The 22,814-nt window shown below is 70.5% G+C and carries 21 protein-coding genes; 4 read left to right on the top strand and 17 right to left on the bottom strand.

Features of this window, described 5'->3' with window-relative positions:
- Positions 1–3 precede the first annotated feature (3 nt).
- Entirely contained in the window at positions 4–486 is a 483-nt protein-coding gene (locus ACFCXS_RS35170; protein ID WP_376647425.1) for a methylated-DNA--[protein]-cysteine S-methyltransferase, read from the top strand.
- 15 nt (positions 487–501) lie between these two features.
- On the opposite strand, the gene ACFCXS_RS35165 is transcribed toward ACFCXS_RS35170, so the two are convergent.
- From ACFCXS_RS35165 to ACFCXS_RS35150, 4 genes are all read right to left on the bottom strand, one after another.
- Positions 502–1,233 carry an NAD-dependent deacetylase gene (locus ACFCXS_RS35165; protein WP_376647424.1) on the bottom strand — a complete coding sequence of 244 codons (732 nt, stop codon included), beginning with the start codon at positions 1,231–1,233 and terminating at the stop codon, positions 502–504.
- Between the two features lie 80 nt (positions 1,234–1,313).
- Positions 1,314–1,808, bottom strand: a complete 495-nt coding sequence (locus tag ACFCXS_RS35160; protein WP_376647423.1) for an NUDIX domain-containing protein — start codon at positions 1,806–1,808, stop codon at positions 1,314–1,316.
- 27 nt (positions 1,809–1,835) lie between these two features.
- Entirely contained in the window at positions 1,836–2,285 is a 450-nt protein-coding gene (locus ACFCXS_RS35155; RefSeq protein WP_376647422.1) for a hypothetical protein, read from the bottom strand.
- Between the two features lie 277 nt (positions 2,286–2,562).
- On the bottom strand, positions 2,563–3,636 hold the full coding sequence (locus ACFCXS_RS35150) for an ADP-ribosylglycohydrolase family protein (protein WP_376647421.1): 1,074 nt from the start codon (positions 3,634–3,636) through the stop codon (positions 2,563–2,565).
- 258 nt (positions 3,637–3,894) lie between these two features.
- On the opposite strand from ACFCXS_RS35150, the gene ACFCXS_RS35145 reads away from it, so the two are divergent.
- Positions 3,895–5,013 carry a glycerate kinase gene (locus ACFCXS_RS35145; RefSeq protein WP_376647484.1) on the top strand — a complete coding sequence of 373 codons (1,119 nt, stop codon included), beginning with the start codon at positions 3,895–3,897 and terminating at the stop codon, positions 5,011–5,013.
- 4 nt (positions 5,014–5,017) lie between these two features.
- On the opposite strand, the gene ACFCXS_RS35140 is transcribed toward ACFCXS_RS35145, so the two are convergent.
- The 10 genes from ACFCXS_RS35140 to ACFCXS_RS35095 form a co-directional block, all read right to left on the bottom strand.
- Positions 5,018–6,238 (bottom strand): alpha/beta hydrolase, encoded by a 1,221-nt coding sequence (locus ACFCXS_RS35140; protein WP_376647420.1) that lies wholly within the window; start codon positions 6,236–6,238, stop codon positions 5,018–5,020.
- 201 nt (positions 6,239–6,439) lie between these two features.
- Positions 6,440–7,222, bottom strand: a complete 783-nt coding sequence (gene pssA, locus ACFCXS_RS35135) for a CDP-diacylglycerol--serine O-phosphatidyltransferase (RefSeq protein WP_114257714.1) — start codon at positions 7,220–7,222, stop codon at positions 6,440–6,442.
- Positions 7,223–7,280: 58 nt separating this feature from the next.
- Complete coding sequence (locus ACFCXS_RS35130) at positions 7,281–7,937, bottom strand: phosphatidylserine decarboxylase (RefSeq protein ID WP_053671161.1); 657 nt, start codon at positions 7,935–7,937, stop codon at positions 7,281–7,283.
- 170 nt (positions 7,938–8,107) lie between these two features.
- Positions 8,108–9,313 carry an acyl-CoA dehydrogenase family protein gene (locus ACFCXS_RS35125; protein ID WP_362245185.1) on the bottom strand — a complete coding sequence of 402 codons (1,206 nt, stop codon included), beginning with the start codon at positions 9,311–9,313 and terminating at the stop codon, positions 8,108–8,110.
- 2 nt (positions 9,314–9,315) lie between these two features.
- Positions 9,316–9,828: a MaoC family dehydratase gene (locus ACFCXS_RS35120; protein ID WP_376647483.1), complete on the bottom strand. Its 513-nt coding sequence runs from the start codon at positions 9,826–9,828 to the stop codon at positions 9,316–9,318.
- 2 nt (positions 9,829–9,830) lie between these two features.
- The gene (locus tag ACFCXS_RS35115; RefSeq protein WP_376647419.1) at positions 9,831–10,793 is read right to left on the bottom strand and encodes an HpcH/HpaI aldolase/citrate lyase family protein; all 963 of its coding nucleotides are present in this window, start codon (positions 10,791–10,793) and stop codon (positions 9,831–9,833) included.
- Positions 10,790–12,856 carry a protein meaA gene (locus tag ACFCXS_RS35110; protein WP_376647482.1) on the bottom strand — a complete coding sequence of 689 codons (2,067 nt, stop codon included), beginning with the start codon at positions 12,854–12,856 and terminating at the stop codon, positions 10,790–10,792. Before ACFCXS_RS35110 ends, ACFCXS_RS35115 begins: the two co-directional genes overlap by 4 nt.
- A 122-nt stretch (positions 12,857–12,978) precedes the next feature.
- Positions 12,979–14,322: a crotonyl-CoA carboxylase/reductase gene (gene ccrA / locus ACFCXS_RS35105; protein ID WP_376647418.1), complete on the bottom strand. Its 1,344-nt coding sequence runs from the start codon at positions 14,320–14,322 to the stop codon at positions 12,979–12,981.
- 381 nt (positions 14,323–14,703) lie between these two features.
- Entirely contained in the window at positions 14,704–15,531 is an 828-nt protein-coding gene (locus ACFCXS_RS35100; RefSeq protein ID WP_376647417.1) for a TetR family transcriptional regulator, read from the bottom strand.
- 142 nt (positions 15,532–15,673) lie between these two features.
- Complete coding sequence (locus ACFCXS_RS35095) at positions 15,674–17,479, bottom strand: 3-hydroxyacyl-CoA dehydrogenase family protein (protein ID WP_376647416.1); 1,806 nt, start codon at positions 17,477–17,479, stop codon at positions 15,674–15,676.
- Positions 17,480–17,956: 477 nt separating this feature from the next.
- Between ACFCXS_RS35095 and ACFCXS_RS35090 the strand changes: the two genes are divergently transcribed.
- Positions 17,957–18,532 carry an adenylosuccinate lyase gene (locus ACFCXS_RS35090; RefSeq protein ID WP_376647415.1) on the top strand — a complete coding sequence of 192 codons (576 nt, stop codon included), beginning with the start codon at positions 17,957–17,959 and terminating at the stop codon, positions 18,530–18,532.
- 2 nt (positions 18,533–18,534) lie between these two features.
- Here ACFCXS_RS35090 and ACFCXS_RS35085 read toward each other — a convergent pair whose 3' ends face one another.
- The 3 genes from ACFCXS_RS35085 to ACFCXS_RS35075 all read right to left on the bottom strand — a co-directional run bounded on the left by ACFCXS_RS35085 (position 18,535) and on the right by ACFCXS_RS35075 (position 22,143).
- The gene (locus ACFCXS_RS35085) at positions 18,535–19,059 is read right to left on the bottom strand and encodes a GNAT family N-acetyltransferase (RefSeq protein WP_376647414.1); all 525 of its coding nucleotides are present in this window, start codon (positions 19,057–19,059) and stop codon (positions 18,535–18,537) included.
- Positions 19,060–19,214: 155 nt separating this feature from the next.
- Positions 19,215–20,804 carry an alpha/beta hydrolase gene (locus ACFCXS_RS35080; protein ID WP_376647413.1) on the bottom strand — a complete coding sequence of 530 codons (1,590 nt, stop codon included), beginning with the start codon at positions 20,802–20,804 and terminating at the stop codon, positions 19,215–19,217.
- 301 nt (positions 20,805–21,105) lie between these two features.
- Positions 21,106–22,143 carry an Rv2578c family radical SAM protein gene (locus ACFCXS_RS35075; RefSeq protein WP_376647412.1) on the bottom strand — a complete coding sequence of 346 codons (1,038 nt, stop codon included), beginning with the start codon at positions 22,141–22,143 and terminating at the stop codon, positions 21,106–21,108.
- Positions 22,144–22,313: 170 nt separating this feature from the next.
- On the opposite strand from ACFCXS_RS35075, the gene ACFCXS_RS35070 reads away from it, so the two are divergent.
- On the top strand, positions 22,314–22,757 hold the full coding sequence (locus ACFCXS_RS35070; RefSeq protein ID WP_376647411.1) for an SRPBCC family protein: 444 nt from the start codon (positions 22,314–22,316) through the stop codon (positions 22,755–22,757).
- The last annotated feature ends 57 nt before the right edge of the window (positions 22,758–22,814 follow it).

Here is a 22,814-nt window from a genome sequence, read left to right as displayed (position 1 = left end):
TCGATGAAGCAGCACACCGTGACCGACAGCCCCTACGGCCCCCTCACCCTCGTCTGCGACGACGGTGTCCTGTGCGGCCTGTACATGACGGACCAACGCCACCGCCCCGCGGAGGAGACCTTCGGCACCCGCGACGACACCCTCTTCGCGGAGGCGGAGGAGCAGCTGAAGGCCTACTTCGCGGGCGACCTCGAGGAGTTCACCGTCCCCCTGCGCCTGAACGGCACCCCGTTCCAGCGCGCCGTCTGGGAGGAACTGCGCCGCATCCCCTACGGCGAGACCCGCACCTACGGCCGGCTCGCCGACACCCTCGGCATCCCCACCGCCTCCCGCGCGGTCGGCCTCGCCAACGGCCGCAACCCCGTCGGCATCATCGTCCCCTGCCACCGGGTCATCGGCGCGAACGGCAGCCTGACGGGGTACGGCGGCGGCCTGGAGCGCAAGCAGCGCCTGCTGGACTTCGAACGCGGGGCCGCCCTGTTCTGAGCGGGGGCCCGAGGTCTAGGGGGTGTCCCGGAGGCGACGCAGCAGCTCCGGCAGTGCCGTGCCGATGGGATCGCGGACGATCTCGTCGGCACGGTCGTCGTACGGGGTCGGCTCGGCGTTGACGACGACCAGGCGGGCGCCGTGGTCGGCGGCGACACCCGCCAGACCGGCCGCGGGCTGCACCTGAAGGCTCGAACCGACGGCGATGAACACCTGACAGGCCTTGCTGACGGCGGCCGCCTCGCCGAGGACGACGGGGTCGAGCCGCTCGCCGAACATCACCGTCGCGGGCTTCAGGATGCCGCCGCAGGCGCGGCAGGGCGGATCGTCCTCACCGGCCTCCACCCGGGCGAGCGCGTCCGTCATGGGGCCGCGGGCGTGGCAGCCGGTGCACACGACACTCCGTGCCGTGCCGTGCAGTTCGAGCACCTTGCGGTCGGGCATCCCGGCGAGCTGGTGCAGTCCGTCCACGTTCTGCGTGATCACCCGCACCGGTACCCCGGCCCGCTCCAGCTCCGCCACGGCCCGGTGCGCGGCGTTGGGCTCGGCCCGCAGCGCCCCCGTGTCGCGCCGCATCAGCCAGGACCGGCGGCGGATCTCGGCGTCGCCCATGTAGTACTCGTACGTGACGAGCTTCTCGGCGTCGGGATCCCGCCGCCACAGCCCGTTCGGACCGCGGTAGTCCGGGATCCCCGAGTCCGTGCTGATGCCGGCACCGGTGAGCAGGGCGACAAGGGGCCTGGCCATGTCGCCGAGGGTAGGCCGGGCCGCGGGGCGGCGGCGAGCGGATTTCGAACGGGAGACCCGGAGGTGAGCGGCCGGACCCGTCAGGACACCCGCCTGCCGTTCTCCAGCTCGGCCGTCCCGGAGCCGTCGGCGAGGACGTCGAGGGCGGCCAGGACCCGCCCGCCGAGGGCACCCGGCAGATGCCCGGTCAGCTCCTCGCGCGGGACCAGCCGCCAGGACAGCAGCTCCTCCTCCTGGAGCCGGATCGCCCTGAACTCGTCCTCGCCGAGCACCCCGCCGTCGTACAGATAGACCACCAGCGGCGGGCGGCCCGTGCCGTGCACCCAGTCCACGGCCAGCAGCCGGCCGAGCTCGCGGTCCAGGCCGATCTCCTCGGCCGTCTCGCGCCGCGCGCCCTGCCGCGGGGTCTCGCCGTCGTCGGACTCGATCGTTCCGCCGGGCAGTGTCCAGCCTTCCCGGTAGTTGGGCTCGACGAGCAGCACACGGCCCTCGTCGTCGCGGAACAGGGCGGCGGCGCCGGCCAGGACGCGGGGCAGGGACGCGATGTAGGCGGCGTAGTCAGGAGAGGTGGTCATCGGTGCAGGGTAACCACCGGGCCCGGCTCAGCCGCAGGGGAAGACGTAGTCGGACTTGTAGTTGATGAAGAGGCTGCTGGAGGAGGTGCCCATCTTGGCGGTCACCGGGGCGCAGGCGAAGCTGGAGACGTAGACGGGACCGGCGTACTCGGTGAAGTTGCCCGAGTCCTTGTCGCAGGAGGTGCCGCCGACCTTGCAGACCTGCACGAGCATGTACCGCGACTTGCCGACGTTGTTGTCGAGGATGACGCAGCCCTTGCCGCCGTTCTCGTAGGCGAAGAGGGTGGCCAGGCGCTCGCTCGGTGCGGTGCCGAGGGGCAGCGGGATCGCCTTGCTCAGGGTGTAACCGGTGCCGCAGACGTTGGCCGCGGCGGCGGCGGGCTGCCCGGCGGCGACGGCCTGTGGGGCGGTGAGGACGGCGGCGGTCAGAAGGGACACGGAGGCGGCGGCGCGGGCAGCGGTTCTGAGACGAGACATGACAAGCAGACGCTTTCTGTCAGGCGCGAGGACGCGGGCCGGGTGACTGGAAACGATCGGAGCACCCGATGGTCAGATCACCTTACGATCGGGTTTGATCGGTATCGGTGGCTCACGGCCGAGTGGCCGGAATCAGCCGGATGGAAGCGCTTTCAAGCGGAATGGCTTAATGGGCCCCCTAGGGGTGGCCGATACTGAGCGGTCACGAGGTCCGGGCCGCGAAGCGGAAGACCAGGACGGCCGCCGCACGCGTCAGGGAATGGCCGGTTCGATCCGGTCAGGCCGCCTGTTCCGCCAGCCGCAGTGTCCGCTCCGCCAGCTCGCTGATCCGTACCCCGTCGAAGCCGAACACGGCACTGCGGACCGTGTCCTCCAGAGGCGCCTTCCACTGCTCCGGGATGGCCGCGGCCCCGCCGAACACTCCGGCCACCGAACCGGCGGTCGCGCCGTTGGAGTCGGTGTCCAGGCCGCCGCGGACCGTGAGCGTGATGGTCCGGGTGAAGTCGCCGTCGCCGTAGAGCAGGCCGGCGGTGAGGACGGCCGCGTTCGGCACGGAGTGGATCCAGCCCATCCCGGCCGTCTCCTCGGCGAGCGTGGTGAGCGTGTCCTCCCAGGACATCCGGGTGTCGTGCAGAGCGACGACCCGGCGTACCGCGCGGGCCAGCCGGCTGCTCGCCGGGATCACGGCCAGGGCCTCGTCGACGGCGTGCCGCACGGTGGGCGCCGTGAACGCCGCCGCGATCAGCGCCGCCGCCCACATCGCGCCGTAGACCCCGTTGCCGGTGTGCGACAGCACCGCGTCCCGCCGGGCGAGCAGGGCGGCGCGGCGCGGGACTCCCGGACAGGTCCAGCCGAAGACGTCGGCCCGGATGAGGGCGCCGATCCACTCCTGGTACGGATTGTCGTACGTCGCCGTCAGCGGCGGCTTCAGCCCGCCCGCGAGGTTGCGGTACGCGGCGCGCTCGGCGGTGAACGTCTGCAGGTACGGCAGCCGCAGCAGCCACAGGTCGCCCACCTGCTCGGTGGTGAAGCCGAAGCCGTGGGTCTCCAGCAGGTCGAGGCCGAGGATCGCGTAGTCGACGTCGTCGTCACGGCAGCTGCCGTGGATCCGGCCGCGGACGCAGCTGCGCCACTCGGGGCGCAGCGCGAAGCCGTCGTGCTCGCTGACCGGCTCGGGCAGGTAGTCGGTCAGCGGCAGGGCCGCGGCCTGTCTGAGATAGCGGTCGATGCGGTCGCGGGTCCACACCTCGCCCTGCTCGACCGGCTTGCCGAGCATGTTTCCCGCGATGCGGCCCTGCCAGCCGCCGAGGATGCGGTTGCCGAGGTCTGTGTCGGAGCGTGCGGGAGTCACAGTGAAGGTCTACCCGTTTTGAGAGTGGGGACTGCGGCGTGCTCGGGGCCGCGGCTGTGTCGTGGCCGGCCACGCGGTTCCCCGCGCCCCTGCGGCGAGGGCTCCCCGGTCCATGAGATGGGCACGGGCTGACGGCGGACGGCTCCTCCGGTTAAGGTCACAGCGGCGCGACTGGCCCTGACGTGCGTGAGGGCCCGGAGAGCAAGGGGAGTGCAAGTGGCGGACGCTGCAGTGAGCGGCACCCGGAAGGCACGGCGGGTGCTCGTCGCCGCGGACAAGTTCAAGGGGTCGCTGACGGCCGTGCAGGTCGCCGAGCGCGTCACGGCCGGGCTGCGCCGGGTCCGCCCGGACCTCGAGGTCGAGGCGCTGCCCGTGGCCGACGGCGGCGACGGGACCGTGGCCGCGGCGGTCGCGGCCGGGTTCGAACGCCGTGAGGCAAGGGTCGCCGGACCCCTCGGCGACGAGGTGACGGCGGCGTTCGCGCTGCGTGAGGGCACCGCGGTCGTGGAGATGGCCGAGGCGAGCGGTCTGCAACGGCTGCCCGCCGGCGTCTTCGCCCCGCTCACGGCGTCCACGTACGGCTCCGGCGAGCTGCTGAAGGCCGCGCTGGACGCCGGTGCCCGCACGATCGTCTTCGGGGTCGGCGGCAGCGCCACCACCGACGGCGGCGCCGGGATGCTGTCGGCGCTGGGCGCCCGGTTCCTGACCGCCGACGGGGAACCTGTGCCCCCGGGCGGCGGCGGACTCGCCGAGCTGGCCACCGCCGATCTGTCGGGACTCGACCCGCGCCTAGCCGAGATCGAGCTGGTCCTCGCGAGCGACGTCGACAACCCGCTGACCGGCCCGAAGGGCGCCCCCGCGGTCTACGGCCCGCAGAAGGGCGCCTCACCCGACGACGTGGCGGCCCTGGACTCCGCTCTCGCGCACTTCGCGGGGGTGCTCCGGGGCCCGGCCGGCCCGAGGGCCGCCGAGTACGCGGCGTCACCGGGCGCGGGCGCGGCGGGCGGCATCGGCTACGGCGCTCTGCTGCTGGGCGCCCGGTTCCGTCCCGGCATCGAGGTGATGCTCGACGTCCTGGGCTTCGCCCCCGCCCTGGACCGCGCCGATCTGGTCATCACCGGCGAGGGCTCCCTCGACGAGCAGACCCTGCACGGCAAGGCCCCGGCGGGTGTGGCCGCCGCGGCCCGCGCCGCGGACAAGGACGTCGTGGCCGTCTGCGGCCGCCTGGCCCTGCCGCCCCAGACCCTGGGCCGCGCCGGTTTCCGCCGGGCCTACCCCCTGACGGACGCGGAACCGGACGTCGCCAAGTGCATCGCCGAGGCCGGCCCGATCCTGGAACGGGTGGCGGAGCGGATCGCGCGGGACTTCCTGACCTGAACCGTCACGGCAGGGGGATCAGCACACCGTTGGAGTCCCGGAAGTAGCTGCCGGAGCTCTGGCCCTCCGCCTTGCCGTTCTTGAACCACTGCTTCGACATCTGGTGCACCGTCTGGGCGGTGATCTCCCACACCAGCGAGTGGCCCGCACCCTCGAGGCAGAACATCAGCTTGCGGGGTCCCTTGACGGCCTTGTACAGGTCCGGCACGGAGAAGCGGATCGGGTCGGGGAAGGTGGCCGGGCTGTTGGCGGCCCGGTCCAGTTCCCCGTAGATGATGAGCACGGGAATCCGTTCCCCGAGCACGGGCGTGCCGGCCGGGTTCTCGTGCGGCACCGTCCGGTTGTTCCAGCCCCACCAGTACGTGTTCCGGTACCGCAGGATGCCCTCGTACTCACCGGGGGCCACCTCGGGGCCCCACTTGCTGCCGAGGGGATCGCCATGCATGCAGGCCTCCCAGGCGAGGTCCACCACGCCGGGTTCCCGCAGGTCCGGATTGCCGTCCAGCCCGGTGGTGAACCCTGTCCTGGTCCCGACGAACATCGGGAAACCCCAGGTGACGGCCGGTTTGGACATCGGCAGCGTCTGGGCCTCGGCGGGACGGCCGAACGGATCGTCGGGTTTGTCCGACCATCGTCCCTTGGGTGGGAAGACCGGGGCGAGCAGGAGCAGGCTCTCCACGTTGCCGGGATGCTGGAGGGCGTAGGGGCCCATGATGGCCGCGCCCAGGGACCAGGCGATGAAACGGATGGGCTTCTTCCGGCCGGGCAGGCTCCGGATGTACTCGACCACCGCGTCCACCTCCGCCCACTCGCTCTCCGAGTTGCCCAGCTGCTTGGCGTACGGGGGAGGGGGCGGGCAGGGCGCCTGGAGGGGGTTGGGGACGAGGACCTGCTGCTGGCCCGGGTTGGCGTTGCACGGGTCGTCCATCATCGGGCGCGGCGACCGGCCGGCGCCCTGCAGGTCCATGATGAAGACGTCGTAGCCGTCGTCCGCGAGTTCCTGTGCCCAGCTGTAGCGGGTGGCGCGCCCGCCGGGCACCGGCGCGAGGTCGAACCCCGGCAGTGCCGGCACGCTCCTGCCGTGCAGCATGAGCACCGGCTGGTGCGGCTGGTTCTTCTTGGTGCCCTCCCACTCCCGTACCGGCAGGGTCACCGTCTCGCCGGAGTTCGCGGGGATCTGGGACCGGAGTGTGACTTTGTGCTCTCTGAGGATGGGTGCGGGCATGGCCGCCTCCCCGTGGGGAAAGTAGGACGAAGTGGATTCAATCCCCTCTTCCCACCCTCCTCTTCCGGTGATTCCCCCGCAAATCGGCCTCGAACGGCGGTAGTTGCCCGGTCAAGGGCTAGAAGGGGAGGCTCTTGAACGGAAAACGGGTGTGGCCCGGGCCTTCAGGCCCGGGCCACACCCGTCAGTACAGGGACGCGATCAGGGCAGCTGCGCCGCCCGCGCCTCGCGGCGGTTGTCCCGGAAGTTGTTCACCCGGCGGGCCGTCGCGAACAGCGGGATCACCGCCCCCATGACCAGCTGGAGCGCGCAGCCCGTCTGGAGCAGCAGCTGACCGCTCGGCGCGTCGAAGGCCCAGGCGGCCATCATGCCCATGCCCACCACGATCCACGACAGCATCGCCACGGCGAGCCGGCCCCGCGGCTTCGGGTACTCCACGCGGCTCACCATCAGCCACGCCGTCCCCAGGATCGCCAGCAGGGTCGCCACGAAGGGCAGCTCCAGCAACACGATGGACACCACGGTCAGCGCGCCGAACGGTGACGGCATGCCCTGGAAGGTGCCGTCCTTGACCGTGACGCACGAGAACCGGGCAAGCCGTAGCACCACCGCCAGCAGCACCACGATCGCCCCGACCGCCGCGACCCGCTGGTACGCGCCTTCCGCCACCATGCCGTAGACGAGGACGAAGTACGCCGGCGCCAGGCCGAAGCTGATCAGGTCGGACAGGTTGTCCAGCTCGGCGCCCATCGGGGAGGAGCGCAGCTTGCGCGCCACCAGGCCGTCGAACAGGTCGAAGACCGCCGCGCACAGCATCAGGATGACCGCCGTGGCCGCGCTGCTGCGCGCCATGCCGGACTCCTGGCTGCCCATGAGGTCCGGGATCAGGATGCCGGTGGTGGTGAAGTACACCGCCATGAAGCCGCACGTGGCGTTGCCGAGCGTGAGGGTGTCCGCTATCGACAGGCGAAGAGAGAGGGGCATCTCCTCTTCCTCGTCGACCCCGTCGGACTCCGGGACCCAGCCGGCCTTGGTGTCAGGATCAATCACGGTCAATGCGAGTCACCCCCGCCACGGTCTTCTGACCGACCTCGACCGCGACCTCCACGCCCTCGGGCAGGTAGAGGTCGACCCGCGAGCCGAAGCGGATCAGGCCGATCCGCTCGCCCTGCTCGACCTTCGTGCCCTCGGGCAGGTACGGGACGATGCGACGGGCGACCGCGCCGGCGATCTGGATCATCTCGATGTCGCCGAGCTCGGTGTCGAAGTGCCAGACGACACGCTCGTTGTTCTCGCTCTCCTTGTTGAAGGCGGGAACGAAGCCACCGGGGATGTGCTCGACCGACGTCACCGTGCCGGCCAGCGGCGCGCGGTTGACGTGGACGTTCAGCGGGCTCATGAAGATCGCGACGCGGGTGCGGCCGTCCTTCCACGGCATGATGCTCTGCACCACACCGTCGGCGGGCGAGATGACCCGGCCCTGGGTGATCTCGCGCTCGGGGTCGCGGAAGAACCACAGCATCCCCGCCGCGAGCGCGGTGGCGGGAACGGCGACGGCCTTGGCGGCGCCGGAGCGCCGGGCCCGCGCCAGGCTGAGGGCTGCGGTGGCGACGGTCGGAAGGAGCCACGGCGATGCTCCGCGCGCGAGGCGTACGCCGGCCCGGCTGTCGCGAGGTGCAGAGGTTTGGCTGTGGGGCATGGATGACCTTCGTAGCGGATGATGCCGCACACTGACGGGGGACGGCGGCTTTCCGGCGATCGTAGCGGCTCGGGGCCGTAACTGGGTAAGCCAGGCAGCCGAGTCGGCGGCAGAAGAGTGCTGACGGGGTGTGATCTTCTTCTCCAAGAAAACACCCCGTATCCGGACATCTAGCCCTGGAACCGATACTCTTCGAGCAGCCGCCTGCCGATGATCATTTTCTGGATCTCGGCGGTACCTTCACCGATGAGCAGCATCGGGGCCTCACGGTAGAGGCGCTCGATCTCGTACTCCTTGGAGAAGCCGTAGCCGCCGTGGATCCGGAAGGCGTCTTCGACGACCTCCTTGCAGTACTCGGAGGCGAGGTACTTCGCCATCCCGGCCTCGAGGTCGTTTCGCTCCCCGGAGTCCTTTTTGCGTGCTGCGTTCACCATCATCGCATGGGCGGCCTCGACCTTGGTAGCCATCTCGGCCAGCTTGAACTGGATCGCCTGGTGCTGGGCGATCGGCTTGCCGAAGGTGTGGCGCTGCTGCGCGTACTGGACACCCAGCTCGAACGCACGCTGAGCGACGCCGCAGCCACGCGCCGCCACGTTCACGCGGCCGACCTCGACCCCGTCCATCATCTGGTAGAAACCACGGCCGGTGACCCCGCCGAGCACACGATCCGCAGGAATCCGCAGGCCATCCATGATGAGTTCGGTGGTGTCGACCCCCTTGTAACCCATCTTGTCGATCTTGCCGGGGATCGTGAGGCCGGGGCGGACCTCGCCGAAACCGGGCTCCTTCTCGACCAGGAAGGTCGTCATCGACTTGTGCGGCGCGGTGCCCTCGGCGTGACCTTCGTCACTTCTGACCAGAACGGCCACCAGAGAGGACGTTCCGCCGTTCGTCAGCCACATCTTCTGGCCGTTGAGGACGTACTCCTCGCCGTCCTTGACCGCCTTCGACGTGATCGCCGACACGTCCGAGCCGAGGCCCGGCTCCGACATCGAGAAGGCGCCCCGGATGTCGCCGGCGGCCATCCTCGGCAGGAAGTGGTCCTTCTGCTCCTGCGTACCGTGCTGCTTGAGCATGTACGCCACGATGAAGTGGGTGTTGATGATGCCGGACACCGACATCCACCCACGGGCGATCTCCTCGACGCAGAGGGCGTAGGTGAGGAGCGACTCGCCCAGACCCCCGTACTCCTCGGGGATCATCAGGCCGAACAGGCCCAACTCCTTCAGCCCGTCGACGATCTGCTGCGGGTACTCGTCGCGGTGCTCCAGCTCCGTGGCGACCGGAATGATCTCCTTGTCCACGAAGTCCCGGACGGTGGACAGGATCTCCTGCTGGACGTCCGTCAGACCGGCGGTCTGGGCGAGTCGCGCCATGGCTACTTCTCCTGCTCCCTGAGCTCGGGGCGGCCGGGCTGCTCGCCGCCGCGCTCCTTGATGTACGTCTCGGTCGGCACCATCACCTTGCGGCGGAACACGCAGACCAGCGTGCCGTCCTGCTTGTAGCCCTTGGTCTCGACGTGCACGATCCCGCGGTCGTTCTTCGACTTCGACGGCCACTTGTCGAGCACGGTCGTCTGGCCGTAGATCGTGTCACCGTGGAAGGTCGGCGCCACGTGCTTCAGCGACTCGATCTCCAGGTTGGCGATGGCCTTGCCGGAGATGTCCGGCACGGACATGCCGAGCAGCAGCGAGTAGACGTAGTTCCCGACGACGACGTTCCTGCCGAAGTCCGTCGTCTTCTCCGCATAGTTCGTGTCCATGTGGAGCGGGTGGTGGTTCATGGTGAGGAGACAGAACAGGTGGTCGTCGTACTCCGTGACCGTCTTTCCCGGCCAGTGCTTGTACGTTGCCCCGACCTCGAACTCCTCGTAGGTGCGCCCGAACTGCATGGTCACGCCTCCGGAATCTCGAACTTGCTGGTGCGCTGCATGCCGGCGGCGCGGCCCTTGCCGGAGATGACCAGGGCCATCTTGCGGCTGGCCTCGTCGATCATCTCGTCGCCGAGCATCGCCGAGCCCTTCCTGCCGCCCGCCTCGGACGTGTAGTAGTCGTACGCGTCCAGGATCAGCTCGGCGTGGTCGTAGTCCTCCTGCGACGGCGAGAAGATCTCGTTGGACGCCTCGACCTGGCCCGGGTGCAGCACCCACTTGCCGTCGAAGCCGAGCGCGGCGGCACGCTGGGCGACCTCGCGGTAGCCGTCGATGTTGCGGATCTGCAGGTAGGGGCCGTCGATCGCCTGGAGGTTGTTGGCGCGGGCGGCCATCAGGATCTTCATCAGGATGTAGTGGTAGGCGTCCGCCGGGTAGCCGGGCGGCTGCTCGCCCACGACCAGCGACTTCATGTTGATCGACGCCATGAAGTCGGCGGGGCCGAAAATGATCGTCTCGACGCGCTGGGACGCCGTCGCGATCTCGTTGACGTTGTTCAGGCCCTGCGCGTTCTCGATCTGCGCCTCGATGCCGATCTTGCCGACCTCGAAGCCCATCGTCTTCTCGATCTGGGTCAGCAGCAGGTCAAGAGCGACGATCTGCTGGGCCGTCTGCACCTTCGGCAGCATGATGCAGTCGAGGTTCTGGCCGGCGCCCTCCACGACCGTCACGACATCGCGGTACGTCCACTCGGTCGTCCAGTCGTTGACGCGCACGACCCGCGTCTTGCCCGTCCAGTCGCCCTCGTTGAGGAACTTGACGATGGTGTGCCGCGCCTCGGGCTTGGCGAGCGGGGCGCACGCGTCCTCCAGGTCGAGGAAGACCTGGTCCGCGGGGAGGCCCTGGGCCTTCTCCAGGAAGCGCGGGTTCGAGCCCGGTACCGCCAGGCAGGAACGCCGGGGGCGAAGGCGGTTGACCGTGGTCATGCGGGGACCTCCAGGGGGTCGAGCTTGTTCGCTTTCCGGATCTCGTCGACGATGCGGCCGATGATTCCGGTGATGTCGAAGTCCTTCGGGGTGAAGACCGCGGCCACTCCGGCTTCCCTGAGCTGCTCGGCGTCACCATTCGGGATGATGCCACCGGCGATCACGGGTATATCTGTGGCACCGGCCACACGCAGCCGTTCGAGGACGTCGGGGACCAGCTGGGCGTGCGAGCCGGACAGGATGGACAGGCCGACCGCGTGCACGTCCTCGGCGAGGGCCGCGTCCACGATCTGCTCGGGCGTCAGCCGGATGCCCTGGTAGACCACCTCGAAGCCGGCGTCGCGCGCACGGACCGCGATCTGCTCGGCGCCGTTGGAGTGACCGTCCAGGCCCGGCTTGCCCACCAGGAAGCGCAGCTTGCCGACGCCCAGGTCCTTGGCCGTCAGGTCCACCTTGCGGCGGACCAGGTCCAGCGCGCTGCCCTCCTCGACCGGAACGGCGACCGGCGCCGAGGAGACACCCGTGGGTGCCCGGAACTCGCCGAACACCTCGCGCAGGGCCCCGGCCCACTCGCCGGTCGTCGCCCCGGCGCGCGCGCACTCCAGGGTGGCCTCCATGAGGTTCTCGTCGCCGCGCGCGGCCTCCTTCAGCCGCTCCAGGGCCTTGCAGGGCCGCGGGTGGTTGAAGGGCGGCTGGTAGCGGCTGTCGCGCCACTGCTCCAGCCCGGCGATGACCCGGGCCTCGACCGCCGGGTCCACCGTCTGGATCGCGGTGTCCAGGTCGGCGGTCAGCGGGTTCGGCTCGGTGCCCTCGAAGGCGTTGACACCGATGATCTTCTCCTGGCCGGACTCGATCCGGCCCCGGCGCTCGGCGTGCGAGGCGACCAGCTGCGACTTGAGGTAGCCGGACTCGACGGCCGCCATCGCGCCGCCCATCTCCTGGATGCGGTCGATCTCGGCGAACGACGCCTCGACCAGCTGCTCCACCTTCGCCTCGATCACCTTCGAGCCCTCGAAGATGTCCTCGTACTCCAGCAGGTCGCTCTCGTACGCCAGCACCTGCTGGATGCGCAGCGACCACTGCTGGTCCCAGGGGCGGGGCAGGCCCAGCGCCTCGTTCCAGGCGGGCAGCTGCACGGCGCGGGCGCGGGCGTCCTTGGAGAGGGTGACGGCCAGCATCTCCAGCACGATCCGCTGGACGTTGTTCTCCGGCTGCGCCTCCGTCAGGCCCAGGGAGTTCACCTGGACGCCGTAGCGGAAGCGGCGCTGCTTGGGGTTCTCGATGCCGTAGCGCTCGCGGGTGATGCGGTCCCAGATGCGGCCGAACGCCCGCATCTTGCACATCTCCTCGACGAAGCGGACGCCCGCGTTCACGAAGAACGAGATGCGGGCGACGACATCGCCCATGCGCTCCTGCGGCACCTGGCCGGAGTCGCGCACGGCGTCGAGGACTGCGATCGCGGTGGACATCGCGTACGCGATCTCCTGGACCGGTGTGGCGCCCGCCTCCTGCAGGTGGTAGCTGCAGATGTTGATCGGGTTCCACTTCGGGATGTGGGAGACCGTGTACGCGATCATGTCCGTCGTCAGGCGCAGGCTCGGCCCCGGCGGGAAGACGTGCGTCCCGCGGGACAGGTACTCCTTGACGATGTCGTTCTGGGTCGTGCCCTGGAGCTTGGTGATGTCCGCGCCCTGCTCCTCGGCGACGACCTGGTAGAGCGCCAGCAGCCACATGGCGGTGGCGTTGATCGTCATCGAGGTGTTCATCTGCTCCAGGGGGATGTCCTGGAACAGCCGGCGCATGTCACCGACGTGCGCGATCGGCACGCCGACCCGGCCCACCTCGCCACGGGCGAGGATGTGGTCGGAGTCGTAGCCGGTCTGCGTCGGCAGGTCGAACGCCACCGACAGACCTGTCTGGCCCTTGGCGAGGTTGCGCCGGTACAGCTCGTTGGACGCCTCGGCCGTGGAGTGACCGGCGTACGTGCGCATGAGCCACGGCCGGTCCTTTTCCTTTTGTGCCTGCGTCTGAGGGCGCTCAGTGTCGGAGCCGACGTTCCTCAGCCCGCGGTCGCTTCGCTCCCTTGTCTTCGTCTCTTTCGGCTCCGACGCGCCCTCAGACGCAGGCACGGGCTCCCGCACGCCTTCGGCGGGCTGACGCTCAGTCATTGATGACCTCGGCTGTCTCAGATGTTGCGGAAGCGGTTGATGGCGTCGATGTGCTTGGCGCGCTTCTCGTGGTCGCGCACGCCCAGGCCCTCCTCGGGAGCCATGCACAGGACGCCGACCTTGCCCTGGTGGGCGTTGCGGTGCACGTCATGGGCGGCCTGGCCGGTGTCCTCGAGGGAGTACACCTTCGACAGGGTCGGGTGGATCTTGCCCTTCGCGATGAGGCGGTTGGCCTCCCAGGCCTCGCGGTAGTTGGCGAAGTGCGAGCCGATGATCCGCTTCAGCGACATCCACAGGTAGCGGTTGTCGTACTCGTGCATGTAGCCCGAGGTCGAGGCGCAGGTGGTGATGGTGCCGCCCTTGCGCGTGACGAACACCGAGGCCCCGAAGGTCTCGCGGCCCGGGTGCTCGAAGACGATGTCGATGTCCTCGCCGCCGGTCAGCTCGCGGATGCGCTTGCCGAAGCGCTTCCACTCCTTGGGGTCCTGGGTGTTCTCGTCCTTCCAGAACTTGTAGCCCTCGGCGTTGCGGTCGATGATCGCCTCGGCGCCCATCGAGCGGCAGATGTCCGCCTTCTGGTCGCTGGAGACGACACAGATCGGGTTGGCGCCGCCGGCCAGCGCGAACTGGGTGGCGTAGGAGCCGAGTCCGCCGCTCGCGCCCCAGATCAGGACGTTGTCGCCCTGCTTCATGCCGGCGCCGTTGCGGGAGACCAGCTGCCGGTAGGCGGTGGAGTTGACCAGACCGGGGGCGGCGGCCTCCTCCCACGACAGGTGGTCGGGCTTGGGCATCAGCTGGTTGGACTTGACCAGCGCGATCTCGGCGAGGCCGCCGAAGTTGGTCTCGAAGCCCCAGATGCGCTGCTCGGGGTCGAGCATCGTGTCGTTGTGGCCGTCGCTGGACTCCAGCTCGACGGACAGGCAGTGCGCGACGACCTCGTCACCGGGCCGCCAGGCGTTGACGCCCGGGCCGGTGCGCAGGACGACACCCGCGAGGTCGGAGCCGATGATGTGGTACGGCAGGTCGTGGCGCTTGGCCAGCTCGTTGGTGCGGCCGTAGCGCTCCAGGAAGCCGAAGGTGGACAGCGGCTCGAAGATCGAGGTCCACACCGAGTTGTAGTTGACCGACGAGGCCATGACGGCCACCAGGGCCTCGCCCGGGCCGAGCTCGGGCAGCGGCACCTCGTCCAGGTGGATCGACTTGCGGGGGTCCTTGTCGCGGGTCTCGAGGCTCGCGAACATCTCCGTCTCGTCCTTGTGCACGGTGATCGCGCGGTACGACTCGGGGAGCGGGAGGGCGGCGAAGTCCTCCGACGTGGAGTCGGGCGACTGGATCGCGGCCAGGATGTCCTTAACGGTCACGGTGTTGCCTCCGGCGGTGAGCGCCCTGAGGGAGGGGCGCCGATGGGTTCGTCGGTGCTGCTGAGGGTTGAGGGTGTGCCGTCGGTTCGGCGGTGGTGCTGATCGGCAGCGCATGGTGGCGCGGGAGGTTGCCTGTGACGCAGGCGTCCGGGCGTGCAGGCGGGTTCGGCCTGCCGGGACGTCGTCCGGACTCCTTCAACGTATGACACCGCGTGTCACCCCGCAAGGCACTGAGTGCCAGAACTTGGCCTCAGATGAAATCTTTACGTAACAAATGAGCGATGATCGATCGAACGCCCTCGGCAAGCGCCTGCAAAACGGCCTCTGACATGCCAAAACGGCCACCCCGAAGGGTGGCCGTCATCACAGTGCCGAGGGGGCTCAGCGCTCCTTGAGCGCCTGCTCGATCGTCCGCATGACCTCGTCCAGAGGCGCGTCGGTGCGGGCGACGGTCACCAGCACCTCGCCCTGCGCCGACGCGGCCGCCACGGCCGGCTGCGGTTCCGTGGAGCGCCCGGCCCCGATGCCCGTGCCGAACGTCTTGCGCACGATCGCGAAGGCGTGGTCGAGCTGTGCCTCCACGTCGCCCTGGCCGCCCGCCCGCAGCCAGCGCCGCAGCACGTGGTTGTGGGCCGTGACGACCGCCGACGCGGCGACCTCCGCCAGCAGCGGGTCGTCGTTGGCGTCGTCGGCGTGCGCGCGCTCGTCGAAGTGGCCGAGGAGATAGCGGGTGAAGAGGCGCTCGTAGCGGGCCACCGAGGCGATCTCCGCCTCGCGCAGAGTGGGCACCTCGCGCGTCAGCTTGTAGCGGGCGACCGAGATCTCCGGCCGGGCCGCGTACATCCGCATGACCTCCTTGATGCCACGGCACACCGTGTCGAGCGGATGCTCGTGCGCGGGCGCCGCGTTGAGCACCGCCTCGGCCCGGATCAGGGTGTCGTCGTGGTCGGGGAAGATCGCCTCTTCCTTGGAGCGGAAGTGGCGGAAGAAGGTGCGGCGGGCGACCCCGGCCTGGGCCGCGATCTCGTCGACGGTGGTCGCCTCGTACCCCTTGGTCGCGAACAGCTCCATCGCGGCGGCCGCCAGTTCCCTGCGCATCTTGAGCCGCTGGGCGGCGGCGCGGGAGCCTGCGGCGCTCTCCGGCGCGTCGGCCGTGGCGGGTGTACGTGGGGACCTGGCGGGCTGGGGCATGCCCTGAACGTACTGCATGTGCGCAGCTCGCCGCGCATGGCCCGGTTCTTCCCCGGTGCCCGGGGGCGGGGGAGGGGCGGGCGGGCCGGCCGGGTGGAACCGGTCCGGGCCGAGCAGGCCGCCCCACTCCGCGCCGGACCGGAACCAGTCGCCTGGACGCTCAGCGCTTGGCATATTCGCGGAAGCCGCGGCCGGTCTTGCGGCCGAGGCAGCCCGCGGCCACCAGGTGCTCCAGCAGCGGCGCCGGAGCGAGCCCCGGGTCGCGGAACTCGCGGTGCAGGACCTTCTCGATGGCCAGCGAGACGTCCAGCCCGACGACGTCCAGCAGCTCGAACGGGCCCATCGGGTAACCCCCGCCCAGCTTCATCGCCGCGTCGATGTCGTCGAGCGAGGCGTAGTGCTCCTCGACCATCTTGATCGCGTTGTTCAGGTACGGGAACAGCAGCGCGTTCACGATGAAACCGGCCCGGTCACCGCAGTCGACCGGGTGCTTCCTGATCCGGCCGCAGACCTCGCGGACCGTGGCGTGGACGTCGTCGGCGGTCAGCACGGTGCGGACGACCTCGACCAGCTTCATGGCCGGCGCCGGGTTGAAGAAGTGCATGCCGATCACGTCCTGCGGGCGCGAGGTGGCGCGGGCGCAGGCGACGACCGGCAGCGACGAGGTCGTGGTGGCCAGGATCGCGCCCGGCTTGCAGACCTTGTCCAGCGCGGCGAACAGCTGCCGCTTGACCTCCAGGTCCTCGGCGACCGCCTCCACGGCCAGGTCGACGCCGGAGAAGTCCTCGTAGGTGCCGGTGGCGGTGATGCGGTCCAGGGTCTCGGCGGCCGCCTCGGCGGTCATCCGGCCCTTGTCGACCGAGCGGGACAGGGACTTGCCGATCCGGGCCTTCGCGTTCTGCGCCTTCTCCGCGCTGCGGGCGGCGATGACCACCTCGTACCCGCCCTTGGCGAACACCTCGGCGATACCGGAGGCCATGGTGCCCGAGCCCGCGACACCGACCGAGCGGATCTCCCGGCCGGGAACCAGGTCGCCGCCCTCCAGCGGGGTCAGCGCGTCCCGCACGACGACCGCGCTGCCCGGCGCCTCGTACGTGTAGAAGCCGCGCCCCGCCTTGCGGCCGGTCAGACCCGCCTCGCTCAGCTGCCTGAGGATGGGGGCCGGAGCGTGCAGCCGGTCGCGGGAGGCGGCGTACATGGCCTCCAGGACGGTGCGGGCGGTGTCGACACCGATCAGGTCGAGCAGCGCCAGCGGGCCCATGGGCAGTCCGCAGCCCAGGCGCATCGCGGCGTCGATGTCCTCGCGGGAGGCGTACTTCGCCTCGTACATCGCCGCGGCCTGGTTGAGGTAGCCGAACAGCAGGCCGTCCGCGACGAATCCGGGCCGGTCGCCGACCGCGACGGGCTCCTTGCCCAGGTCGAGCGCGAGATCGGTGACCGCCGTGACGGCCGCCGGCGCGGTCAGCACGGAGGAGACGACCTCGACCAGCTTCATGGCCGGCGCGGGGTTGAAGAAGTGCAGGCCCAGCACCCGCTCCGGACGGGAGGAGTCGGCGGCCAGCCGCGTCACGGACAGGGCGTTGGTGCCGGTCGCCAGGATCGTCTCCGGGCGCACGATCCCGTCCAGCTCCCGGAAGATCTGGTGCTTGATCTCGTACGACTCCGGGGCCACCTCGACGACCAGGTCGGCGTCGGCGGCGGTGCGCAGATCGGCGGAGGTGCGGACACGGCCGAGGATCTCGGCACGCTCCTGCTCGGTCAGCCGGCCGCGCTCGACGCCGCGGGCGGTGGAGGCCTCCAGGGCGGCGACGCACTTCGCGGCCTGGGTCTCGCTGATGTCGATGCCGACGACCGTGCGGCCGGCCTTGGCGAGGACCTCGGCGATGCCGGTGCCCATCGTGCCGAGGCCGACGACGGCGACGGTCTGCAGCTTGGACTGGGACGGGTCGGAAAGGGGAGAGGCCATCGCGGGACTCCAGGATGAGGGTGACGACGGGAAACGCGCTCCGGGTGCGCCGAAGGACCGGCAGGGGCCGGACCACGGGCGCACCGGGTGCGTGGATGAGTGCGGGTGCTGGCCGGGCTGCGAAGCGCACACGCCCGGTGCCGTCTCCGCGGGCGTGCACACGCCCGGGATGAACGGTGATTCCGACCGGCCCTGTCCCGGGGCCGAGCCGTACTGCGGTACCTGAGGCACCGAACCGACTGCTCCCGCGACAGCCGCGTCACCAGACCGCCGCGAGGAAATGCGAGTGGGTAACTCGCTCGTCTGAGCTTAACCGGCGGGTAACGAGCACGCCAGCCCCCGTGTTTGTGACGTACGTCCCGCACGGCTCGCGACACCGCCGGGCCTGTCGCCCGGATGAGGCAGCGCGCAATCGGCGGCGCTTCCAGGTCCCGGGCTTCCCGCGTGGGCCGGGCACCAGGCCCTAACCTCTCAGGCATGGACGAAGAGTTGCGATCACTCACGGAGCGCTTACGGCAGGAGTCGGGCGGGTCGTCGGCGTTCGAGCGGCTCGTGGCGATGGACGACCTCGACGCCCTGGCCGCGACGCTGACCGAGCCCGGGCAGCACCTGTGGGCCAGAGAGCTGGCGGCCTTCCGGCTGGGGCTCGCGCGGGACCGACGGGCCTTCGAGGCCCTGGTGTTGCTGCTGAACCATCGCGACCCCCCGCGCTGCGCCTCCGCCGCCCACGCCCTCGCCCGGCTCGGCGACCCGCGCACGGCCCGCGCGGCCGCCGCCCTCGCCACCAACGAACTGCGCGTCGCCTACGCCCTGCACCCGGTACGGCTCCTGGTCGAACTGCGCGCCCCCGAGGCGGTGCCCGCGCTGATCACCACCCTCCGCCGCCGGTTGCGCCCGCACGACCCGCACCGCCGCGTGGCCCTCGCCTGTGTGGACGGGCTCGGCGCGCTGGGTGACGTGAGGGCCGGACCCGTGCTCAACGAGGCCCTCGCGCATCCGGCACTGGCCGAGGCGGCGGTGCGGGCGCTGGGGCGGATTCCGAGGCAGAGGTGACGTCAGCGGGCCAGGGGCCTGGCGTACCGCACCTCGGGAACGGCGACCCCGTCCACCTCGAAGGGCTCCTCGGCGCCGTCCGCACTGAAACCCGCCCGCTCGTAGAACCGGCGGGCCCGGTCGTTGTCCTTGAGCACCCACAGCAGGAGACGGCCGTGGCCCGCGGCGGAGCAGCGCGCGACGGACTCGGCGAGCAGCGACCGTCCGGCGCCCCGGCCCACCTGATCCGGGTGGACGTAGATGGCGTACAACTCGGCGTCCCCCGTCAGGGCTTCGCCCTCCCGGTACGGCCCGTGGCAGGCCCAGCCGACGAGTTGGCCGCCGCTGCCCTCGGCGACCAGGTTCACCACGATGCCGTCGCTGTGCGAGAGGTGCGCACGACGGCGCTCGGCGTCCGCCTCGACGCTGAGCCCGTCCAGGTACGACTGGGGGATCAGGCCCCGGTAGGCGCTGCGCCAGCCGCCGATGCGGATCTCCGCGACGCGGTCGCAGTCGGCGAGCGTCATCTCGCGTATCCGCACGCTCATGACACGACCGGGGACGTGAGGCGGAAGCGGGCGGCTGCAGCGCAGCGGCCCGGGGCGGGGATGCTCGTCAGCTCACTCATGCGCCCATGGTGGACCATAGCACCGACGGCGACGGCCCCCCCGACGGTGCGTCAGCGGCTCAGCGGCTCAGCGGCTCAGCGACGGTAGCCGAGCAGGGCGTGCAGCACCGCGCCGTTCGAGGAGGCCGACGCCGCCTTGTCCGACGCCGTCGCGGGGGGCTTGGGTTCGGGGAGTGCGTCGCACGCCGCGTCCGCCTCGCCGAGGCCGCGCGGCACGGTGCCGTCGGTCAGGTAGGCCGCCAGGTGCTTGTCCAGGCAGGCGTTGCCGCTCAGTGTGATGCCGTGGTTGCCGCCGCCCTGCTCGACCACCAGGCTGGAACCGGTCAGCAGACGGTGCATGGTGACACCGCCCTCGTACGGAGTGGCCGCGTCGGCGGTCGCCTGGAACAGCAGCACCGGCGGCAGCTTCCCGTTCGCCAGGTTCACCGGGCGCAGCGACTCCGTCGGCCAGAACGCGCACGGCGCGTTGTACCAGGCGTTGTTCCAGGTCATGAACGGCGCCTTCTCGTACGCCGCCCAGTTGTCCTTGCGCCACTGGTGCCAGTCGCGCGGCCAGAAGGCGTCCCGGCACTGCACCGCCGCGTAGATGCTGTAGCTGTTGTCGTCGGCGGCGTCGATCGCGCCGAAGTCCTTGTGGGCCGCGACCAGCGGTTCGGGGTTCTTCCGGTTGACGTACGCCGCGAACGCCTCTGCCAGCGGGGGCCAGTAGCCGTTGTAGTAGGCCCCCGGGAGGTAGGTGTCCTCGAGCTCCGCGGCGCCCACCCGGCCGCCCGCGGGCTTCCTGGCCAGAGCCGCCCGCATGGCGTACCAGGTGGCTTCGACCCTTTCCGGGTCGGTGCCGAGCCGGTACCGCGCGTCGTGCCTGGCGACCCAGGCCAGGAAGGCGCGATGGCGGTCGTTGAAGGCGTGGTCCTGGTTGAGGTTGGCGGTGTACCACACGTCGGTGGGGTCGACGACCGAGTCCAGGACCAGACGCCGGACGCGCTGGGGGTACAGGCCGGCGTACACCGCGCCCAGGTAGGTGCCGTACGAGTAGCCGAAGTAGTTGATCTTCTTCGCGCCCAGGGCCTGCCGGATCGCCTCGATGTCGTGTGCGGCGCTGATCGTGTCGATGTACGGCAGCAGGTGGCCGTACTTCTTGGTGCAGGCGGCCGCGAAGGACTTGGCGCGGGCGAGGTTGGCCCGCTCGGTCTCGGTCGTGCTCGGCACCGGGTCCGGGCGCACCGGGCCGAAGTAGCCGGGCTCGCAGTCCAGTGCCGGCCTGCTGGCCCCCACACCGCGCGGGTCGAAGCCGATGACGTCGTACTGGGCCGCGACCTCCTCGGGCAGCGAGTCCGCGACGAAACCGGCGAGGGCCAGGCCGTCGCCGCCGGGGCCTCCGGGGTTGACGAGAAGCGGGCCCTGGAACTTCTCGGCGGTGTGCGGGACACGGGACAGCGCGAGGGTGACCTGCCGGCCGTCCGGGCTCGCATGGTCGAGCGGCACCTTGAGGGACGCGCACTGGAGCGACGGATAGTCGGTGGTGCCGCACTTCTTCCAGCCGGGCTTCGCCAGGCGAAGGGGACCTGCGGAGTGCGGTGCGTTCGCCTCGGCGGGCACGGCCGTGAGGCTCCCGGCCAGCGCGACGGCGGCGGCGCCGCACAGCACGGCTGCGCGTGTTCTCATGGAGGCCTTCCAGGACGGAGGGGCGTCGGACCGCGAGACTCACAGCCCTCGCCGATTCGTCCCGGCACACGGCGCTGAAGGAACGTCTTCCGTCGAGACTTGACCCGATTGGGTCGCGGGATGCGCTCGAACGCGCCTGCTCGGCCGGTCGGCGATGGCATGTCGCGCACCCGCGCCCGGCAGAACGCCGCCCGCCGCCGTGCCCCTGTTCACCAGGGCACGGGCGCCGACCCCGGGTCGCCCGCCTCGCGAGCCCCGCACACGGTTCTGAGGCATTCCACGCCGCCTGTCCGCACGACCTTCAAAGGAGCGACAGCTGGGTCGGCTCGGACGAGGGGGGCTCGGCCGGTTCGGGCGGCCGGATCCGGCGGGGTGTGTCCGCGCGCGTGGGGCCGATGCCGTACTCCTCGGCCAGCTCGTGCACCTGGCGTGTGATCTGCCGCTGGTACCACTTCGGGGCGTAGGAGCCCTCCGCGTACATCCGCTCGTAACGGGCCACCAGGTGTGGATGGTGCTGCCCCAGCCAGGCCATGAACCACTCGCGGGCGCCGGGCCGCAGATGCAGTACCAGTGGAGTCACGGACGTGGCGCCACTGGCCGCGATCGACCGTACCGCGGCGCGCAGTCGGGCGGGGCTGTCGCTCAGGAACGGGATCACCGGAGCCATCAGCACTCCGCAGCCGATGCCGTGCTCGCCGAAGGTGCGCACGACCTCGAGGCGCCGCTCGGGCGCGGGCGTGCCCGGTTCGACGGTGCGCCAGAGCTCCTCCTCGGTGAAGCCGACCGAGACGGATATGCCGACGTCGGTCACCTGCGCCGCCTGTTTGATGAGTTCCAGGTCGCGCAGGACGAGGGTGCCCTTGGTCAGGATCGAGAAGGGGTTCGCGTGATCGCGCAGTGCCGAGATGATGCCCGGCATCAGGCGGTAGCGGCCCTCGGCGCGCTGGTAGCAGTCGACGTTGGTGCCCATCGCGATGTGCTCGCCCTGCCAGCGGCGTGAACCGAGCTGCCGGCGCAGCAGCTCCGGCGCGTTGACCTTGACCACGATCTGGCTGTCGAAGTCGAGGCCCGTGTCGAGGTCCAGGTAGCTGTGCGTCTTGCGCGCGAAGCAGTAGACGCACGCGTGTGAGCAGCCGCGATAGGGATTGACGGTCCACTGGAACGACATCCGTGAGACCGCCGGCACCCGGTTGATGATCGAGCGGGCCCGGATCTCGTGGAAGGTGATCCCGCGGAACTCCGGGGTGTCGAAGGTACGCGTGACCACAGCGTCCGCGCCGAACAGCGCGGCATCGGCCCGGCTGTGTTCGGAGTCCACGGTGAGGTTCTCCCAGCGCATGACGCCTCCTCGGTAGCACTGACCACAGAATAGAACACATGTTCCCTTGATCGTGCGAGGGTGTTTTGCGAACGCGTTCGACCGGGTTGCGGCACCCCGATTTGGGGCGCCGGGCGGCGGGGTGGTTGGCTTGCCCCGACCCCCGAGCAACCAGGTCCTGGAGGAGAGCGATGGCGCAGGTCGAGGCCACAACGGAGCGGATCGTCGCGGCGGACGCGGAGACGGTGTTCGACGCCCTCGCCGACTACAGCGGCACGCGCGCGAAGCTCCTGCCCGAGCAGTTCAGCGAGTACGAGGTGCGGGAGGGCGGCGACGGCGAGGGCACCCTCGTCCACTGGAAGCTCCAGGCCACCAGCAAGCGCGTGCGCGACTGCCTCCTGGAGGTGAGCGAGCCCACCGACGGCGAGCTGGTCGAGAAGGACCGCAACTCCTCCATGGTCACCACCTGGCGGGTCACCCCGGCCGGTGAGGGCAAGTCCCGGGTCGTCGTGACCACCACCTGGACCGGCGCCGGCGGCATCGGCGGCTTCTTCGAGAAGACCTTCGCCCCCAAGGGCCTCGGCCGGATCTACGACGCGATGCTCGCCAGGCTCGCCGCCGAGGTCGAGAAGTAGCACTCCCAAGAAGCGGACGCCCGAGGGGTGTTGCCGGTCCCGGCTGCCCGGCTCCCT

The sequence above is a fragment of the Streptomyces sp. NPDC056373 genome (genome assembly GCF_042262425.1).
Taxonomy (GTDB): Bacteria; Actinomycetota; Actinomycetes; order Streptomycetales; family Streptomycetaceae; genus Streptomyces.
This window is presented reverse-complemented; position numbering and strand designations above follow the sequence as displayed.

Coding starts and splice junctions, on each gene's coding strand:
- ACFCXS_RS35080 (WP_376647413.1), bottom strand. CDS start 20,804: ATGAGAACACGCGCAGCCGTGCTGTGCGGCGCCGCCGCCGTCGCGCTG.
- ACFCXS_RS35120 (WP_376647483.1), bottom strand. CDS start 9,828: ATGCAGTTCGGGCGCACCTACGAGGAGTTCGAGGTCGGGGCAACGTAC.
- ACFCXS_RS35085 (WP_376647414.1), bottom strand. CDS start 19,059: ATGAGCGTGCGGATACGCGAGATGACGCTCGCCGACTGCGACCGCGTC.
- ACFCXS_RS35165 (WP_376647424.1), bottom strand. CDS start 1,233: ATGGCCAGGCCCCTTGTCGCCCTGCTCACCGGTGCCGGCATCAGCACG.
- ACFCXS_RS35075 (WP_376647412.1), bottom strand. CDS start 22,143: ATGCGCTGGGAGAACCTCACCGTGGACTCCGAACACAGCCGGGCCGAT.
- ACFCXS_RS35155 (WP_376647422.1), bottom strand. CDS start 2,285: ATGTCTCGTCTCAGAACCGCTGCCCGCGCCGCCGCCTCCGTGTCCCTT.
- ACFCXS_RS35160 (WP_376647423.1), bottom strand. CDS start 1,808: ATGACCACCTCTCCTGACTACGCCGCCTACATCGCGTCCCTGCCCCGC.
- ACFCXS_RS35125 (WP_362245185.1), bottom strand. CDS start 9,313: ATGGCGCGACTCGCCCAGACCGCCGGTCTGACGGACGTCCAGCAGGAG.
- ACFCXS_RS35090 (WP_376647415.1), top strand. CDS start 17,957: ATGGACGAAGAGTTGCGATCACTCACGGAGCGCTTACGGCAGGAGTCG.
- ACFCXS_RS35070 (WP_376647411.1), top strand. CDS start 22,314: ATGGCGCAGGTCGAGGCCACAACGGAGCGGATCGTCGCGGCGGACGCG.
- ACFCXS_RS35100 (WP_376647417.1), bottom strand. CDS start 15,531: ATGCAGTACGTTCAGGGCATGCCCCAGCCCGCCAGGTCCCCACGTACA.
- ACFCXS_RS35130 (WP_053671161.1), bottom strand. CDS start 7,937: ATGCCCCACAGCCAAACCTCTGCACCTCGCGACAGCCGGGCCGGCGTA.
- ACFCXS_RS35170 (WP_376647425.1), top strand. CDS start 4: ATGAAGCAGCACACCGTGACCGACAGCCCCTACGGCCCCCTCACCCTC.
- ACFCXS_RS35140 (WP_376647420.1), bottom strand. CDS start 6,238: ATGCCCGCACCCATCCTCAGAGAGCACAAAGTCACACTCCGGTCCCAG.
- pssA (WP_114257714.1), bottom strand. CDS start 7,222: ATGCCCCTCTCTCTTCGCCTGTCGATAGCGGACACCCTCACGCTCGGC.
- ACFCXS_RS35095 (WP_376647416.1), bottom strand. CDS start 17,479: ATGGCCTCTCCCCTTTCCGACCCGTCCCAGTCCAAGCTGCAGACCGTC.
- ACFCXS_RS35115 (WP_376647419.1), bottom strand. CDS start 10,793: ATGACCACGGTCAACCGCCTTCGCCCCCGGCGTTCCTGCCTGGCGGTA.